Annotated in this window: 13 protein-coding genes and 1 tRNA gene; 6 read left to right on the top strand and 8 right to left on the bottom strand. The window is 67.1% G+C overall.

Annotation, left to right across the window (positions count from 1 at the left end; translation table 11 throughout):
- Nucleotides 1-6: 6 nt before the first annotated feature.
- The 5 genes from ABZW96_RS10710 to ABZW96_RS10690 all read right to left on the bottom strand — a co-directional run bounded on the left by ABZW96_RS10710 (nucleotide 7) and on the right by ABZW96_RS10690 (nucleotide 6,538).
- Nucleotides 7-1,473, bottom strand: coding sequence for a penicillin-binding protein 2 (locus ABZW96_RS10710; protein ID WP_355073384.1), 1,467 nt, complete (start codon nucleotides 1,471-1,473; stop codon nucleotides 7-9).
- Complete coding sequence (locus ABZW96_RS10705; protein ID WP_355073382.1) at nucleotides 1,470-2,954, bottom strand: FtsW/RodA/SpoVE family cell cycle protein; 1,485 nt, start codon at nucleotides 2,952-2,954, stop codon at nucleotides 1,470-1,472. Before ABZW96_RS10705 ends, ABZW96_RS10710 begins: the two co-directional genes overlap by 4 nt.
- Complete coding sequence (locus ABZW96_RS10700; RefSeq protein WP_355073380.1) at nucleotides 2,954-4,468, bottom strand: PP2C family serine/threonine-protein phosphatase; 1,515 nt, start codon at nucleotides 4,466-4,468, stop codon at nucleotides 2,954-2,956. The genes ABZW96_RS10705 and ABZW96_RS10700 overlap by 1 nt, the downstream gene beginning before the upstream one ends.
- Nucleotides 4,465-4,932, bottom strand: a complete 468-nt coding sequence (locus ABZW96_RS10695) for an FHA domain-containing protein (protein ID WP_014980860.1) — start codon at nucleotides 4,930-4,932, stop codon at nucleotides 4,465-4,467. The genes ABZW96_RS10700 and ABZW96_RS10695 overlap by 4 nt, the downstream gene beginning before the upstream one ends.
- Nucleotides 4,933-5,137: 205 nt before the next feature.
- Entirely contained in the window at nucleotides 5,138-6,538 is a 1,401-nt protein-coding gene (locus ABZW96_RS10690; RefSeq protein ID WP_355073378.1) for an FhaA domain-containing protein, read from the bottom strand.
- A gap of 225 nt (nucleotides 6,539-6,763) precedes the next feature.
- Between ABZW96_RS10690 and ABZW96_RS10685 the strand changes: the two genes are divergently transcribed.
- From ABZW96_RS10685 to ABZW96_RS10675, 3 genes are all read left to right on the top strand, one after another.
- Nucleotides 6,764-6,846 (top strand) — tRNA-Leu (locus tag ABZW96_RS10685).
- Between the two features lie 621 nt (nucleotides 6,847-7,467).
- Nucleotides 7,468-7,860 carry a hypothetical protein gene (locus tag ABZW96_RS10680; RefSeq protein WP_355073377.1) on the top strand — a complete coding sequence of 131 codons (393 nt, stop codon included), beginning with the start codon at nucleotides 7,468-7,470 and terminating at the stop codon, nucleotides 7,858-7,860.
- Nucleotides 7,861-8,588: 728 nt separating this feature from the next.
- On the top strand, nucleotides 8,589-9,095 hold the full coding sequence (locus tag ABZW96_RS10675; RefSeq protein WP_355073376.1) for a hypothetical protein: 507 nt from the start codon (nucleotides 8,589-8,591) through the stop codon (nucleotides 9,093-9,095).
- A gap of 223 nt (nucleotides 9,096-9,318) precedes the next feature.
- On the opposite strand, the gene ABZW96_RS10670 is transcribed toward ABZW96_RS10675, so the two are convergent.
- The 3 genes from ABZW96_RS10670 to ABZW96_RS10660 form a co-directional block, all read right to left on the bottom strand.
- Nucleotides 9,319-9,747: an ester cyclase gene (locus ABZW96_RS10670; protein ID WP_355073374.1), complete on the bottom strand. Its 429-nt coding sequence runs from the start codon at nucleotides 9,745-9,747 to the stop codon at nucleotides 9,319-9,321.
- Between the two features lie 143 nt (nucleotides 9,748-9,890).
- On the bottom strand, nucleotides 9,891-10,892 hold the full coding sequence (locus ABZW96_RS10665) for a hypothetical protein (protein WP_355073372.1): 1,002 nt from the start codon (nucleotides 10,890-10,892) through the stop codon (nucleotides 9,891-9,893).
- 236 nt (nucleotides 10,893-11,128) lie between these two features.
- A complete protein-coding gene (locus ABZW96_RS10660; RefSeq protein WP_355073370.1) occupies nucleotides 11,129-11,458 on the bottom strand; it encodes a hypothetical protein in 330 nt (109 codons plus the stop codon).
- A gap of 664 nt (nucleotides 11,459-12,122) precedes the next feature.
- On the opposite strand from ABZW96_RS10660, the gene ABZW96_RS10655 reads away from it, so the two are divergent.
- The 3 genes from ABZW96_RS10655 to ABZW96_RS10645 are packed head-to-tail and all read left to right on the top strand — an operon-like array spanning nucleotide 12,123 to nucleotide 15,579.
- Nucleotides 12,123-13,172, top strand: a complete 1,050-nt coding sequence (locus ABZW96_RS10655) for a helix-turn-helix transcriptional regulator (protein ID WP_355073368.1) — start codon at nucleotides 12,123-12,125, stop codon at nucleotides 13,170-13,172.
- Entirely contained in the window at nucleotides 13,169-14,608 is a 1,440-nt protein-coding gene (locus ABZW96_RS10650; RefSeq protein ID WP_355073367.1) for a pyridoxal phosphate-dependent aminotransferase, read from the top strand. The genes ABZW96_RS10655 and ABZW96_RS10650 overlap by 4 nt, the downstream gene beginning before the upstream one ends.
- On the top strand, nucleotides 14,605-15,579 hold the full coding sequence (locus tag ABZW96_RS10645; RefSeq protein WP_355073365.1) for a hypothetical protein: 975 nt from the start codon (nucleotides 14,605-14,607) through the stop codon (nucleotides 15,577-15,579). Before ABZW96_RS10650 ends, ABZW96_RS10645 begins: the two co-directional genes overlap by 4 nt.
- Nucleotides 15,580-15,591: the final 12 nt, after the last annotated feature.

Genomic DNA, 15,591 nt, shown 5'->3' with positions numbered 1-15,591 from the left:
TATCGTTCAGCCCCCTCGAAGACCGGCGTCGAGAACCGCGCGAGCCACCGGCGCGGCGACCGAGCCACCGGTCGCGGCAAGCGCCCGGTCCCCACCGTTCTCCACGATCACCGCGATGGCGATCTTCGGGTTCTGCGCGGGGGCGAACGCGATGTACCAAGCATGCGGCGGCGTGTTGCGCGGGTTGCTCCCGTGCTCCGCGGTGCCGGTCTTGGACGCGATCTGATAACGGGTCTGGTTACCTCCAGAGGTGTTGCCCTCCGACGCGATCATCAGGTTGGTCACGGTCGACGCTACATCGGCGCTGACGGCTTGGCCGACCGAGACCGGCTTGGTCTTCGACAGCTCGCTCAGATCCGGGCCCTGCAACTGATCCACCAGGTAGGGCTCCATCCGGACGCCGCCGTTGGCGATGGTCGCCGCGACGACCGCGTTCTGCAGCGGGGTCAACGCCACGTCGCGCTGCCCGATGCTGCTCTGGGCCAGGGCGGCGTCGTCGGAGATGGTGCCGACGGTGCTCTCCGCCACCGGCATCGGGATCCCTCGGTGCGGGCCGATGCCGAACGCGGCCGCCTCGTCCTTGAGATTCGCGGCACCCACCTTGACGCCGAGTTCGGCGAACGCGGTGTTGCACGAGCGACGGAACGCTTCGAACAGCGAAGCTGTCGGGTTGGGACCGCACGTGGAGCCGTTGTAGTTCTCCAGCGTGGTGCTGGTGCCGGGCAGCGTGATGTTCGGCGCGGCGGTGAACTGGTCGTCGGGAGTCGCGGCGCCGTTGGACAGCGCGGCGGCGGTGACCACGACTTTGAACGTGGATCCGGGCGGATAGGTCTGCGAGATGGCGCGATTCAGCATGGGGTGGCGCGGATCCGCGCTCAGCGTTTCCCACGCCTGGGTGCCGCGCGCACCGTCGTGCCCGGACAGCAGGTTCGGGTCGTAGCTGGGCGTGGAGACCATGGTCAGGATCTTGCCGGTGCTCGGCTCGATCGCCACCACCGAACCGGTGTAGCCCTTGCTGGTCATCTGGTCGTAGGCCACCTGCTGCATCAGCGGGTTGAGCGTGGTGACCACGTTGCCGCCGCGCGGGTCGCGGCCGGAGATGAGGTCGACGAGGCGGCTGCCGAACAGTTGACTGTCGGACCCGTTGAGCACCGAGTCCTCAGCACGTTCCAGTCCGGTGCTGCCGTACTGCATCGAGTAGAAACCGGTGGCGGGTGCGTACGCCTCCGGCTCGCTCGGGTACGTGCGCAAGTACTTGTAGCGGTCATCGGTCGCGACCGAGCCGGCCAGCACGGTGCCGCCTGCCGAGATCTGCCCGCGCTGGCGGGCGTACTCGTCCAGCAGAACCCGGGAGTTGCGCGGATCGGAGCGCAGGTCGTCGGCCTTGATCACTTGGACGTAGGTGGCGTTCGCCAGCAGTGCGACGACCATCACCATCACCGCGATCGCGACTCGGCGTAGTGGAGTGTTCATGTCAGCGGCCCCGCCTCCGGTCGCCCGCCATCGCGCCGCAGCAGTTCGGTCTGCGCGTCGGCGATCGGCGCCGGTTCCTTCTTGCGCACCGGGGCGGGTGCGCGGGCGGCGTCGGAGATCTTGATCAGCAACGCCAGCAACGCGTAGTTGGCCAGCAGCGAAGACCCGCCGTAGGACATGAACGGGGTGGTGAGACCGGTCAGCGGAATCAGCTTGGTCACACCCCCGACCACGACGAACAGCTGGATCGCGATGGTGAACGACAGGCCGGCCGCGAGCAATTTGCCGAAGCTGTCGCGCACCGCGAGTGCGGTGCGCAGCCCGCGCACGACGAATACCAGGAACAGCGCCAGCACCGCGGCGAGCCCGATCAGGCCGAGTTCCTCGCCGATGGTGGTGACGATGAAGTCGGTCTTGGCGAACGGCACCTGGTTCGGCCTGCCGCTGCCGAGGCCGGTCCCGGCGAGACCGCCGGTGGCCAGGCCGAACAGCGACTGCGAGATCTGATAGCCGGTGTTGTTGTAGTCGTCGAACGGGTGCAGCCAGGTCTCCACCCGGACCCGCACGTGGCCGAACAATTGATAGGCGAAGACGAATCCGAGCGCGAGCAGTCCGCCGCCGATGACCAGCCAGCCGACCCGTTCGGTGGCGATGTAGAGCATCACGAGCACCGTGCTGAAGATCAGCAGCGAGGTGCCGAGATCCTTCTCGAACACGAGCACGCCGATGCAGACGACCCAGACGGCCAGGATCGGTCCGAGGTCGCGGCCGCGCGGGAACTCCATGCCGAGCACATGGCGACCGGCGGCGGTGAAGATCTCGCGCTTGGCCACCAGGACCGAGGCGAAGAAGATGATCAGCAGGATCTTCGCGAACTCACCCGGCTGGACACTGAACCCGGGCAGCCGGATCCAGATCTTCGCGCCGTTGGTCTCGGAGAACGCGCTCGGCAGCAGAGCCGGAATGGCCAGCGCGACAAGGCCGATGAGGCCGAGGGTGTAGCTGTAGCGGGCCAGGGTGCGGTAGTCGCGCAGCGCGATCAGCAGCGTGATGAACACGAGCGTGCCCAGCGCGGTCCACAGGATCTGCTGATTGGCGTCGGGGGAGGGGGTCGCCCACGAGTTGTAGGCGGCGGTCTGCTGGTCGGCCAAGTCGAGCCGGTGGATCAGCACGAGACCGAGTCCGTTGAGCAACGCCACGATCGGCAACAGCAGGGGGTCGGCGAACGGGGCGAACCGCCGCACGGCCAGGTGCGCCACCGCGAACAACGCCAGGTAGGCCAAGCCGTATTTGGCGATATCCAAGGTGATCGACTGTTCCTGACTGGCCTCGACCAGGAACAGGGACACCGTGGTGATCACCGCCGCCGCCCCGAGCAGCAGAAGTTCGACGTTGCGTCTGGTGCTCGGCGGTGGCGCGGGAGCGAAGCCGCCCGGGGGACTGGGAAAAGCCCCAGCCGACGGCGGTGCCGGCGCGGACATCAGTCCGTCACCCGGCAGTTCTCCCCCGCGGTCTGGGGGGCGGGCGACGCGCTCGACGGCGGGACAGGAGCCTCCGACTTCGTCGGTGTCTTGATTTCGGTGCCCCTGGCGTCGCCCTGTTCCGGCGCCGGCGCCGGAGCCGGCGCGGGCGCGGGCGCGGCGGTGGCCGGAGCGGGCTGAGCGCCGTTGGGCGCGGGGGCCGGGGTTTCGGCAGGCGACGGGACGACACCCGGCTGCGGCGCCGATTCCTTGACCGGGCACGGCGGCAGCAGTTCTCGCTGGGCGAGGTAGGTCATCGAGTCCCTGGCCTTGTCCAGCGAGCCCGGCGGCAAGCCCTTGTCCACCTGCTCGCGGCCGGTCTGCTTCAGATCGGTGACCTTCAGCGGCTTGCACGCCGACGGCAGACTCTCGCCGGGGTCGGTCAGGGTGAGTTCCCCGTTGCGGGTCACACATCCGACGAGATTCACGTCGTGGATCGAGTAACCGAGGATCGAACCGGGCAGCCCGCGCAGGATCACCACCGAACCGTCGTCGGCGCCGACGTAGTAGTTGCTGCGGATCATCTTGTAGCCGACCACGAGCCCCACGCAGACCGCGACGATGAGCGCCAGCGCGAGCACGATCCAGCGCAACCGGTGCGACTTCTTCGCGGGCGGCTCGGGCGCGGCGGCGGCCCGGCGCGGCGCGGCGCGCGGCGGGCGCAACGCGGAGGCCCGGCCTGCGGCGGTGTTCGGCGGCGGCGTGTCCTCGTCGACGCCGGAGGCGGCGCCCGCGACGATCGGGTGGCTCTGGCCGTAGTCCAGGTCGATGACATCGGCGACGACGACGGTCACGTTGTCCGGACCGCCGCTGCGCAACGCCAGCTCGATGAGCCGGTCGGCGCACTCGTCGGTGCTGCCCTCGCGCATCGTGTTCGCGATGGTCTCGTCGCTGACCACGTCGGAGAGACCGTCGGAACACAGCAGGTAGCGGTCACCGGCGCGCGCTTCGCGCATGATCAGCGTCGGCTCGATCTCGTTGCCGGTGAGCGCGCGCATGATCAGCGAGCGCTGCGGGTGCGTGTGCGCCTGCTCCGGTGTGATCCTGCCCTCGTCGACCAGCGATTGGACGAAGGTGTCGTCCCGGGTGATCTGGCCGAGCTCGCCGCCGCGCAGCAGGTAGGCGCGCGAGTCGCCGATGTGCACGAGGCCGAGTTTCTTGCCCGCGAACAGGATCGCGGTGAGCGTGGTGCCCATGCCGTCGAGCTCGGGCTCCTCCTCGACCTGATCGGCGATGGCGGCGTTGCCTTCTCGGGTGGCCGCGTCGAGCTTGCCGAGCAGATCGTCGCCGGGCTCGTCGTCGTCGAGGTGGGCGAGCGCGGCGATCATCAACTGGGACGCGACTTCTCCCGCGGCATGGCCGCCCATGCCGTCGGCGAGTGCGAGCAGCCGGGCGCCCGCGTACACGGAATCTTCGTTGTTGCCTCGGACGAGACCGCGGTCGCTGCGCGCTGCGTAGCGGAGAACAAGTGTCACGATCGCAGCTCGATCACTGTTTTGCCGACACGGACAGGCGTGCCGAGTGGAACACGGACGGCGGTGGTGACTTTCGCGCGATCGAGGTAGGTGCCGTTCGTCGAGCCGAGGTCCTCGACGTACCAGTCGTCACCACGCGGAGACAGTCGCGCATGCCTGGTCGAGGCGTAGTCATCGGTGAGTACCAGCGTGGAGTCGTCCGCACGCCCGATCAGCACCGGTTGGGTGCCGAGCGAGATGCGAGTGCCGGCGAGTGAACCCTGAGTCACCACAAGAAATTTGGCGCCCTTCTGGCCCCGGCTGAAGGAAGGCAGCACCGCGGAACCGCGTGCGGCCCTGGGCTGGATCCGAATGCCGGATGCCGCGTAGATGTCGCTGCGCAACGTGCGCAGCACAGCCCACACGAACAACCACAACAGCAGAAGGAACCCCGCACGGGTCAGTTGCAGGATCAGTCCCTGCACGGCGCTCCACCTCCTGTTCGACCGTGTACGTCGGTGCCGTAGGTGCGGTTCGACCACCCCCACCAGCCTGCTGGTCTTGCCGGCCCCGGTGTCGGCGCCGCGCGTGTGTTGGCAGCATCATAGGGCCGTCGGTCGATTTCGATCACGATACGACCGACGATTCCCTCGAGAGCCATGTCGTGACCTGCACCGCGAGCTTACGGGATCAGACGATACGGATCAGGATCTCGGAGTGCCCGGCACGGATGACGTCACCGTCGGCGAGCTGCCAATCCTGCACGGGGGAGCCGTTCACCAGGGTGCCGTTGGTGGAGCCGAGGTCGGACAACATCGCGGTCTGCCCGTCCCAGCGCACCTCGATGTGCCTGCGAGAGACGCCTGTGTCGGGCAGCCGGAAGTGCGCGTCCTGGCCGCGGCCGATGATGTTGCTGCCTTCCCGCAGCTGGTAAGTGCGGCCGCTGCCGTCGTCCAGCTGAAGCGTCGCCGAATAGCCCGAACCGGCCTGCGGGGCGGCGCCGTAGCCTTGCCCGCCCGCGTAGCCCTGCTGCGCGCCGTACCCCGGTTGCTGCGAGTATGCCTGACCGTAGCCGCCCTGGTCGTCCTGAGCGTAGCCGCCTTGGTCGGCGTAGTTCTGATCGCCGTAGCTCGGATCGGTGTACCCCGACTGCCCGTAGCCGGGCTGACCGTACCCTTGCTGGCCGTAGCCTTGGTCGGCGTAGCCCTGCTGGCCGTAGCCCTGGTCGCTGTAGCCCTGCTGGCCGTAGGCCTGGTCGCTGTAGCCCTGCTGGCCGTAGGCCTGGTCGCCGTAGCCTTGCTGGCCGTACCCGCGCTCGCCGTAGCCGCTCTGCTGGCCGTAGCCGGACTCGCCGTAGCCGCCCTGCTGGCCGCCGTAGCCGGACTCGCCGTAACCACCCTGCTGCCCGTAGCCCTGGCCACCCTGCGGGTAGTCGTAGCCGTTCTGATAGTCGCCGTAACCCTGCTGCGCGTCCGGAGCCTGGTAATCCGCCCCGTATGCGCCGCCACGGCCGTAGTCGTCGCGGTACGCGCCGTTCTGCGGGCCGCCGCGTCCGGCAGGCGGTGGAGCGTACCCGCGGTTGCGTGGATCGGACTCCGCGGGCTCACGGCTCGGGTCGTAGCCTGAGTTCTGCGTCATGGGGCCAGCTCCTGGTTGCGGGTGTGCAGGTCGTTGTGGCGGTGATTCGGGGCCGCGAGCCGCGCTGGCTCTGTGTCCGGCGTCGGGATCGACGCGGCCACTCGCCCTGAACTGTCCGGTGTGCAGCGTAGGTGATGCCTCGAACGCCACGTGTACTTCGCCGTAGGTCTGCCAGCCTTGCTCGCGGATGTAGTCCTGTAGATGTTTGGCGAATGCGCGGGTGGTGAGGTCGTGGTCGGCATCCAACTGCTGGTGATCGGAGGTGTTGATCGTGATCACATAGCTGTTGGGTGCCAGCAGGTGCCCGCCGCCCAGGTCCTGGACATGATCGGCGGCCTCGCGTTGCAGCGCCGCCTCCACCTCCTGGGGTACGACACTGCCGCCGAAGACTCTGGCGAACACGTCACCGACGGCGCCTTGCAGGCGACGCTCGAATCGCGAAACGATGCCCATCTCGGCCTCCCTTCGGTGCGCGTCTCTTCCTGATTCGTAACAACGACACGCGTGTATGGCGTGTCGTTAATCGACCACGTTCATTGCATGATATCCACGATCGTCCACACCTGTAACTCTTGGCGACGGCCCCAGGTTCCCGGACCCGTTCAGCCCCCCGGTCAGGCCTCTGAAATGGCGATTTCGTATCCAGCGCGCGGCCGTGATACTGTCTCCCAGTCGCTCGGGCGAGTGGCGGAATGGCAGACGCGCTGGCTTCAGGTGCCAGTGTCCTTCGGGACGTGGGGGTTCAAGTCCCCCTTCGCCCACAATTTCGACGCAGGTCGGGGGCATAACCAACAGGTTATGCCCCTTCTGCGTCCACACAGCGGTCCACAGGGAATCTGAGGGGATTCGGCCTGAGTGCAAGGGACCCGTGCTTCGTGGCGACTACACCCCGCATTCGCGTCCGCAGGATGGCTCTACCTACTCGCAGGTGCGCTACCGCATCATCCGTGACAGCAAAGCGGTACAGACGTCCCAGAGTTTCGACGATCATGCTGCCGCTATTCGATGGGCGCGGCTGCTCGACCGCGTCGGCCCGGCCGAGGCCGAGCGCGTCCTCGCCGCCCAACTCGGCGCCGTGCTCGACACCATCACATTGAAGGTATGGCTTCACCGATACGTCGACAGCCTCGGTAAGAGTGTGGACGAGGAGACCAGGCGCAAATACCGGCGCATGATCGACCGCGACATCGTTCCCTTCTTCAACGGGGAGCACCTGACCGTTGAAGGTGTGACCCCCGAGCTCGATGCCGCGTGGGTCGAGTGGCTCGAAACCGAGTTCGACAATGCGCCGAAGGCCATCCGTAATAAGCACGGCCTGCTGTGCGCGGCGATGGGTGCGGCGGCCCGGCAGCGGCCGACTCCTTTTATCCCGTGGAATCCGTGTGCCGAGACCAAGTTGCCGAAGTGCTTCGGCGCGCGAGGTCGACCACCTGAGCGAGGACGAATACGAGCTCATCGAGCAGCTGCTCGCGCCGTTCTGGCGCCCGTGGTGGGAGTTCGACGTGCTGAGCATTGCCCGGCCCGGCGAGCAGGGGGCGCTCACTGTCGGCGACATCGACCGCAACACCGGCGGCGTCTCGATCACGAGAGCGTGGAAGTGGGCCAACGGCCGGATGCGCCTAGGCGACCCGAAGACCGAGCGCGGCGGTCGCACGACGTTCGTTCCGCTCGAAACGGTCGCGCAGCTCGACCTCGACCGCCCGGCCGACGCCTTCCTGTTCCTGACGCCGAGCGGATTACCGGTGACCTCGGCGCGGTTCTGGCAGCAAGGCTGAGCTCCGGCGGTCGCCCGTCTCGAGGCGCTCGCCGCGGGCGACCGCGCACCGTTCACCGGCGCGGCCGGTTGGGAAGGGCTGTCGTTCGACGAGCTGCGCCGCCGCTACGGGCACCTCGTCGGCCGCCTCATGTCCAAGCGCCTCACCCCGTATTGCACGAGGCATAAGGGGATTTCGTGGCGTCTGCAGGACGGCGAGCCGATCTGGGTCGTATCGCGCGACGCGGGCACTCGTCGATCGCGATCACCGATAAGCGGTACGGGCGCATCTCGGCGGTGGCATCCGCGGCGAGCGCGCAGGCCGTCGCAGACAGGCTGGCCCGGCTGCGCGGCCGGGTCCTCGATATGGAGCAGGCGCGCCACCGCCGTCTCGTCCGGCTCGGCCAGATCGGCGAGATCGAGCGCGTCGCGACGGGTTTCGAGGCGGTGTGGATGGACGCACGCGGGCTCGTGCAGTCGCAGGTGTTCGACGCCTCCGTGGGCGGAGGGGAGCCATCTGGTCGAGGTTGCGCGCCTCGAGTGGTAGTTGTAACCAAACAGAGGGGCTACCAAAAGCACGGTTTACGCGCGAATTGCCGGGGTAACAGTGACCGTGAGCGAGTACCACCTGATCGTTAGAAGCAGCGGCGACACCCGACGACGAGGAAGAACCGAAGCGAGGCGGGAGAGGGAAAGCTTCGCCGAAGATGTCCGGCACAGCAACCAGTGGTCTCCACCGAAAGAGGCGGCATGGGAAACGTGACTCCGGCGCCAAGGGAACCGAAACACAGCTTTTGGACGTCAGTCCCCGGTATCCTCACCGGAATCGCAGCGGTCATTACGGCCGTCGGGGCGATTATCGGCATCTATGTCGGTACGAAGTCCACACCGCCGGCTCAGCCGCCCACGACGGCCGCACCGACGTCCGCCCCATACGGCGGCGCGTACGCCGATCCAGCGGCGACGATCTATTTGCAGTACCGAGGCGACTCAAACCAGTGCGCCTTGCAGTTGACGACGAAGATCGCAGGAAAGACCGTCTCGATACCGAATGCCGCATCCACCATATCCGTGAGCGGGGTGCCTCAAGGCGCACAGAAGTACGAGGTCGCGGGCCAGATCGCATGCCCGACCCTTGGAACGTTCGATGCTTACGGCTCCGGGACGATCAATGTCACCAGCGGTAATACATATTACTACTGGTGGTCGCAATCCCCAGGTACCAAGAATGCCACCGTCACAATCGGAACTCAGTGAAATCCCATGTGGACCACGTCCACAAATCGGGCTGTTCTTGCCCCGACCAATCCCGGTGAATCCCGATGAAACCCAAGGTCACACGCTGCTAGCTGGGCGATACGGCGGTTCAAGTCCCCCTTCTCGCACAGACGAAAGCCGCGCATCAACTGTTGATGCGCGGCTTTCTCTTTGTAGCCGGAAGGGCGCGTCGATCGTGTGACGGATGTCCCGACCCGGCCGGTCAGTGTCTTCCCACCGCGGGTAGCACTCCCAACTGTTGCAAGAACCCGAGCACGTCCTTGTCGGACCACTTCTCGGCGAGCTTGCCGTCGGCGATCCGGTGGATCGCGGTACCCGTCACCGTCAGTTCGCGCCCGGTCGCCGGTATGCCGGGCAGGTCCCTGGTGTGACGCCCGTACGCGGTCAGCCGCGTGACGACCCGGTCGCCTTCCGCGACTTGGTCCTCGATCTCGTGCCGCCCTGGAGTGGCGGCCCAGAACATGCGAAAGGCCTGCTTCAGGCCTTCTCGGCCGGGGCCGAGGCCGGGAAACGGCGGCGGCGAGTGATCGATGTAGTCCTCCGCGACGAGGTCGTCCATGGCGTCGATGTTTCCCGCGTCGATCTCCCGATAGAACCTGCGGACCAGTGCCTTGTTGGTTTCCAGCGACATGATCGGGCCTCCTCCTCGCGGGTCGAGCGAACCGTCGAGGCGGTTCGCCGAGTCTCGCGTCGCGTGGCAGCAACCTATCTCATTCGAGATGGTCATACCCAACAAGATTTATGGCGAACTATCAGCAAATGCAGTGCACCGCGTCAGACCACCAGCCCGTGGCGGTCGAGGAAGCGCTGTTCGAACGCGGCGACGAATTGCCCATGGTCGATGGCCGACGACGAGTGCACGAATTCGCCGTCGTCGGCGATATAGAACACCGCTCGGTGGGCTGGTGTGTTCTCGGGAGCGGGCACGTGCACCATCCAGCCGAAGCGCAAGCGGTCGGCGGTCAGCTGCGCCAGCGGGTATCCGGTGGTGTCCAGCTGCCGACCGGTGATGTAGTCCCGTACCCGGCTGATCGCCTGTTCGGCGGGCATCGGCTCGGGCGCCGTGGACAGCAGTCCTGCGGCCGAGAATTGATAGAGCGCGCCGTCGATGTCGAAACGGCTGTCATCGCCGAAGACTGCGATCAGCGCCGCTCGCGTCACCCCTCCCGTCTCGGCGGCGGACAGTAAGGCTCCGATGGCCTCCGACGCGTCCTGATCCGGGAGCAGGTCCGCCACGATCTTGATGGTCGTTTCCCGCGTCCACACGCCCGGCACCGCGGGCGCGCATTCCTGCGCGGACGGTGACTGCCCGCGGTACCAGCGCCCCGCTTCCCACCAGTAGCAGAAGGACAGCAGGCCCGAAGCAGCCCGCGGATTCAAAACCGGGTCGGCGACCCAATCCGGCGCGCCGCCGTACAGCTCCGGCATCGGTGCGCCCGCGTTGTACACGGCGTCCAAGGTCGGCGCATTCCATACTCCGCCGGACAACACGGCTCGCCCGGCCGGAAGCGCGTGCAACGTCGATCCACCGCGTGCGGTGCCTTCGAACACGCCGACCCAGGGCAGCATCTGCGGACCCCATTCCGACTTCGCGGCCACGATGGCCGCACGCTCTTCGTCGGTGAGCGGCGTGTCCAGTACCCGGACCTGGCGAGCCCCCGGTTGCCCGGCTACCGCTGGATCCAGTACCACCCCGTATTCGCCGGATGTGAAAGGGCCGGGCACATAGGTCAACAGCGGATTCTCGTCGAGCGCGGCGATCTCGTACTCGGTCAACGGGCCGGACAATATGCCCCAATGCTTGTTCTTCGCGCTGTGGAACCTTCCGCGTGATCCGGCGCCGTCCGCCGCGCCAACCTCCGGTGCAATTCGAGAATGAACGACACGCTCACGGCCTGTGTCTACGACACCGAGAGAGAACATTGTCCTCTGGGATCCTCCTCGTCACCGTCTCTTCTGTTCTCTAAGTGAAGAATTGACCGGAGGATGGAATCAGTTGTCGCCGGAAGCGGTCAGGCGGGCAGGGGCGTGTGCGCGCGGCAGGAAGCTTCGGCGTCGCGTTCGGTGATGCGGATGTACAAGCGGATCAGCACGTCACGCAGAGTGACGCCCAGTTCGGCCGCGTGGATGGCGGCCAGTTCGAGTGCGAGGTCGTTGGTGAGCGTGCCGGGATCGCTGAGGATCTCGTCGAGCACCATCCCGCTCATGGCCTGCTCGCGGGTGAGACTGACGGAGGGCAGCCAACTGAGTTCCCAGGCGGCGCCGGAGGGCAAGGGAAGCAGCCACGCTTTTTCCGGAGTGATATCGCTGGTGATGATCGAATCGGTGATGTCGAGTGCCATGATTCGCTCTCATTCACTCTGTTTCGGGAGGACGCGGAGGCGCCGCTCGCTTGAAGGGCGGTGACCGTGCTCGGCCACGGCCCGAACGCGGTGGTTTCGTCCGTGCCTGAATTACTGGGTGCCCGATTGCTTTCGGAGAACAGGCGCGAGCGCTGCGGGCGGGGTGGTCATGTCCGGCCACGGGTGCGGCCTGCTCGAATCGGCTCGCGCGGTAACGAGGTATCCGTATCCGGCACCTCCTAGAGTTGTCGAGCCGCCGAGCCGTGCCAGTGGGAAAACCCTTGCGCCGATGTCGAATTGCGGTGGCTTCGAGAACCAGGCTAGGTAGTGACACGTCGTGCTGTCAACGAAGCTTTAGCGCTTCGTGACGATATTTGATACGCGTTGATGCCTTGAAGTAGACGTATAGCCCAATATGTGTCGACGATCGACGGAAATGTTCCTTATCTCTGCTGGCTGGAGCCCGAAAAGCCTGTTTGTGAGCGCATGTGGCAACCTTCGATCGTGCGGCGGCGGGCGAACGAGCGCGCGGCTGGATTGCTGGTTGACAACGAAATTCGGCGAACGCGATACATCCGACACCGCTTGACACTTGGTGACTAAAATGTCGCATCGTGATACTCCGTGAGCATGCGTATGCAAGGCGCAGAATGGGAGGCGCGGAATGGCTGACTCGGGCTCGGACGAGCAGGTCGGCAACCTGGTCCGCAGGCTACGACTGGAGCGCGGCTACACCCAAGCGTCGCTCGCCACCAGAGCGGGCTGCTCCCGCAGCCTGATTCAGCAGATCGAGAACGGCAGCAGGATTCCGCCGCTGGCGCTGCGCGAACGTCTGAGTCTGGCGCTCGGCGCGGAGTTGCCGACCGATGGCAGCGCCGATCCCGCGACCGATCCGACCAGCAGCGCCTACTACGACCTGCGGATGCGATTCAACGTCCTGCTCGGCAAGGACCCTCAATTGGTCTCGCGCGCACTGAGTATCGCGCAGAGCCTGATCGATGCCTCCGGAGCGCGGGCGGAGATCGAGCCGCTGCGCCTGGTCGCCGATCGGCAATTGGAGCGCGCCGAGGAGATCCTCGCGCAGATTCCCTCGCGCAGCGCGACGGTATGGGAATGGAATACCGTCACCGACTGGCTGACGATCCTGGAGCAGGCCACCACGTCGGTGCGCGCGATTCACACCGCGGACCTGGGCACGATCGGCGGCGACGTCGGCGACGACTATCACGCGGCGATTCTGCGCCTGGCCGACACGACCCATCCACCGAAGATCGATGTACGGCGGATGTATGTGCTCGACGACATCTCGGACGTCTGGCCCTACGACGACAAACTGTGGAAGCAAGCCCGATCGGGCGTGGAAAGCGTGCTGGTCAAGCGCGAATATGCGCGCAACGCGCAGAGCATGCTCGTAGTCGATGATCGCTACGTCGCGGTGGGCGAGTACGACTACTCGCGTCAGGCTCGGGTCGCGACGCGCTTCTCCGCGCTGAAGCACGATGTCGCGTTCGCGGTCCGGCGGTTCGAGAAACTCTACGACCTCCGGCGCGCCGGTTCGGCCATCGTGGTGGACCAGATCGTCGCGCAGCCGCCGCTGGCGGAGTTCGAACGACTCACCGAGGGCAACTGCCGGAGCCTGTTCCGCGCCGCACTCCAGGAGAAATGGAACACCATGCCCGCACCGGGAGACTCTTCAGAAGGCGAGGTTCCGTGACTCAGAGCCAGGTGCTCACCGATCCGCTCGCCGACCTGGCGAGGCTGACCAATCGCTCCGAGGCCAGGAAACGTGAAGTGCGCGGCCACCTTTCGAGAGACACCTGGTTCGCCGGGACCGGTGGCCGCCGCTACTCGGGCGTCATCGACGCCTACCACGGCGAAACCGGCCGGGCTCCGGACGCGCATGCGGTCGCGGCGCTGGACCGGGCATGGCGCGAAAGCCTGCACATCGCACCCCCGGCGGACTACCTCGACGGCAGGCTCTACGACAAGCGGCAGCCGCTGATTCTGCGGGAACTCGCGGCCCGCAAGCTGTTCGAGCGCCTGTCGCATCCGGTGGAAGGGGTGCCCGGCGTCCGGGTGCGCCCGGAGGAGGTGATCGTCTGCCCGTACTCGAGCACGATGTTGCTCGAGGAGGCGGTGGCCACCCTCGCCAGGCCGGGCGGGGTGATCGTGTGCCCGGAGGGCTTCTACAAGAGTTCCAGCATCCACGTGGAGAAATTCGGCTTGCGAATCGTCTCGTGCCCGGTGGCTCCGGACGACGCGTTCAAGATCGATCCGGCACGGCTGGCCCGCTGCCTCGCGGAACTGCGGGCGACGGGCGAACTGTGCGGCGTGCTGCTCACGCTGCCGGGCAACCCTGTCGTCGCGGATTACACGGCCACGGAGCTGGCGGAACTCGGGCGGGTGCTGCTCGACTGCGGTGTTCCGGTGATCTGCGACATGGCCTTCGACCGGCTGGTGGCCTCGCACATCCCGATCGCGGCACTGCACGTGGAGACCGAGCAGGGCATCCGGCGGCTGTACGACGTGGTGCTGACCATCACGGGGAACTCGAAGGGCTACAACGCCTTCGGCCCGTGCAAAATGGGTGCCGCCTGCACCGGCGACGGCGCGTGGCTGGCGCGGATCAGGGAACGGCTCACGATTTCGTTCCAGCGCGAGACCACCCATCTGGCCCGCGCCATCCTGGAGCACACCTCTGAGGACTACTTCGACCGCAATCACGCGCTGATGCGCGCGCAGATCGATCGGACATGCGGCCGGATCGCCGCGATCAACACCCGGCTGGGAACCGACGTGCTGCGACCGTTGGGCAACCCGGAAGGCATGTTCGTCTCGGTGGTTTTCGACCCCGCGCTGCTCGACAAGGCGGGTGTGCACACGAGTGCGCAGGTGGAGGACCTGTTGCTCGCCGTGGCCGGCGTCGACAGCGTCGCGCTGGACCGGACCGGCTCGCTGCGTCCCGGTGTCCGGTTGAACGTCCTCGCTCCGCGCAAGGCGCCGCGACACGAGTCGCCCGCTTTGATCGAGGAACTCTTCGACCGGCTGGAGCAATTGATTCGCGACATCGTCGGCGGGCTCACCTATCGCGACGCGCTCGCCGATCGCGGCCTGACCGCTCTGGTGGCGGAGCCCGGGGCCGCGCGATGATCGTCGGAGTGCTGCGCGAGACCGCGTCGCGGGAGACTCGCGTGGCGCTCACCCCGGACGAGGTGCGCACGCTGTCGGCAGCGGGACTCCGCGTTCTCGTGCAGGAAGGCGCGGGACAAGGCGCGGGTTTCGCGGACGAGGACTACAGCGCGTCCGGGGCGGTCGTCCTCGAGGATCGCGCGGCGGTGTTCGAGCGCGCGGGCATCGTCGTCTGGGTGAAACCGCCCGCGTTCGAACTCGACTCGATGCCGCTGCGCGCGGGGACGACGCTGCTCGGCTTCCAGGATCCGCACCACCGGCGCGACGAGATCGACCGGTTGCGCCGCCGCGGCATCGAATCGGTCGCCTTCGACGCGGTGCCACGCGACGACACGACCACCGAGTTCGACGCGCTGTCCACCATGAGCCGGATCGCGGGCGCGGTGGGTTACGCCGAAGGCAGGCGGCTGCTCGCTCCCGGGCGGCTGGCCGGCCCGGTCCGTGCCTTCGTGCTGGGGTGCGGGGCCGCCGGTCTCGCCGCCATCGCGGCCGCGCGCACGTTCGGCGACGAGCGGCCGACGGCGGTCGGCAACCGCATCGAACAACGAGTGGCCGCGATCGGGGCGGGCGCGGGGAAATTCGTGCCGAACCGGGACGACAACGCGGCACTGCTGGACACGCTCGCCGCGACGCCGCCCGATCTGGTCGTCTGCACGGCCGTGCACCGCGGATCCCCGGCGCCTCGCCTGCTCGGACCGGCGGCGCTGGACCTGCTCGGCTCGGGAACCGTGATCGTCGACCTGGTGGCCAAGGCGGGCGGCAACTGCGTCGCGACCGTGCCGGACGAGACGGTCACCCTGCCCAACGGCGTCGTCGTCACGCATCGCTCCAACTATCCGGCGGATCGGCCGGGCTCGGCCAGCCGTGCGTACGGCGCCGCGACGGCGGCGATGGTGCTGCGAATAGCCGGGGAGCGCGGCGAAGTCCCTTGACGCTCGATGAGA

The sequence above is a fragment of the Nocardia sp. NPDC004168 genome (genome assembly GCF_040610355.1).
Lineage (GTDB): Bacteria > Actinomycetota > Actinomycetes > Mycobacteriales > Mycobacteriaceae > Nocardia > Nocardia sichangensis.
Note: the sequence above shows the minus strand (reverse complement) of the source record. Positions and strands in the feature narration are given on the sequence as shown.

What these genes read in the sequence shown, in the direction of transcription:
- ABZW96_RS10710 (WP_355073384.1), bottom strand. Translation starts at nt 1,473, where the DNA reads ATGAACACTCCACTACGCCGAGTCGCGATCGCGGTGATGGTGATGGTC.
- ABZW96_RS10705 (WP_355073382.1), bottom strand. Translation starts at nt 2,954, where the DNA reads ATGTCCGCGCCGGCACCGCCGTCGGCTGGGGCTTTTCCCAGTCCCCCG.
- ABZW96_RS10690 (WP_355073378.1), bottom strand. Translation starts at nt 6,538, where the DNA reads ATGGGCATCGTTTCGCGATTCGAGCGTCGCCTGCAAGGCGCCGTCGGT.
- ABZW96_RS10675 (WP_355073376.1), top strand. Translation starts at nt 8,589, where the DNA reads ATGGGAAACGTGACTCCGGCGCCAAGGGAACCGAAACACAGCTTTTGG.
- ABZW96_RS10670 (WP_355073374.1), bottom strand. Translation starts at nt 9,747, where the DNA reads ATGTCGCTGGAAACCAACAAGGCACTGGTCCGCAGGTTCTATCGGGAG.
- ABZW96_RS10660 (WP_355073370.1), bottom strand. Translation starts at nt 11,458, where the DNA reads ATGGCACTCGACATCACCGATTCGATCATCACCAGCGATATCACTCCG.
- ABZW96_RS10655 (WP_355073368.1), top strand. Translation starts at nt 12,123, where the DNA reads ATGGCTGACTCGGGCTCGGACGAGCAGGTCGGCAACCTGGTCCGCAGG.
- ABZW96_RS10645 (WP_355073365.1), top strand. Translation starts at nt 14,605, where the DNA reads ATGATCGTCGGAGTGCTGCGCGAGACCGCGTCGCGGGAGACTCGCGTG.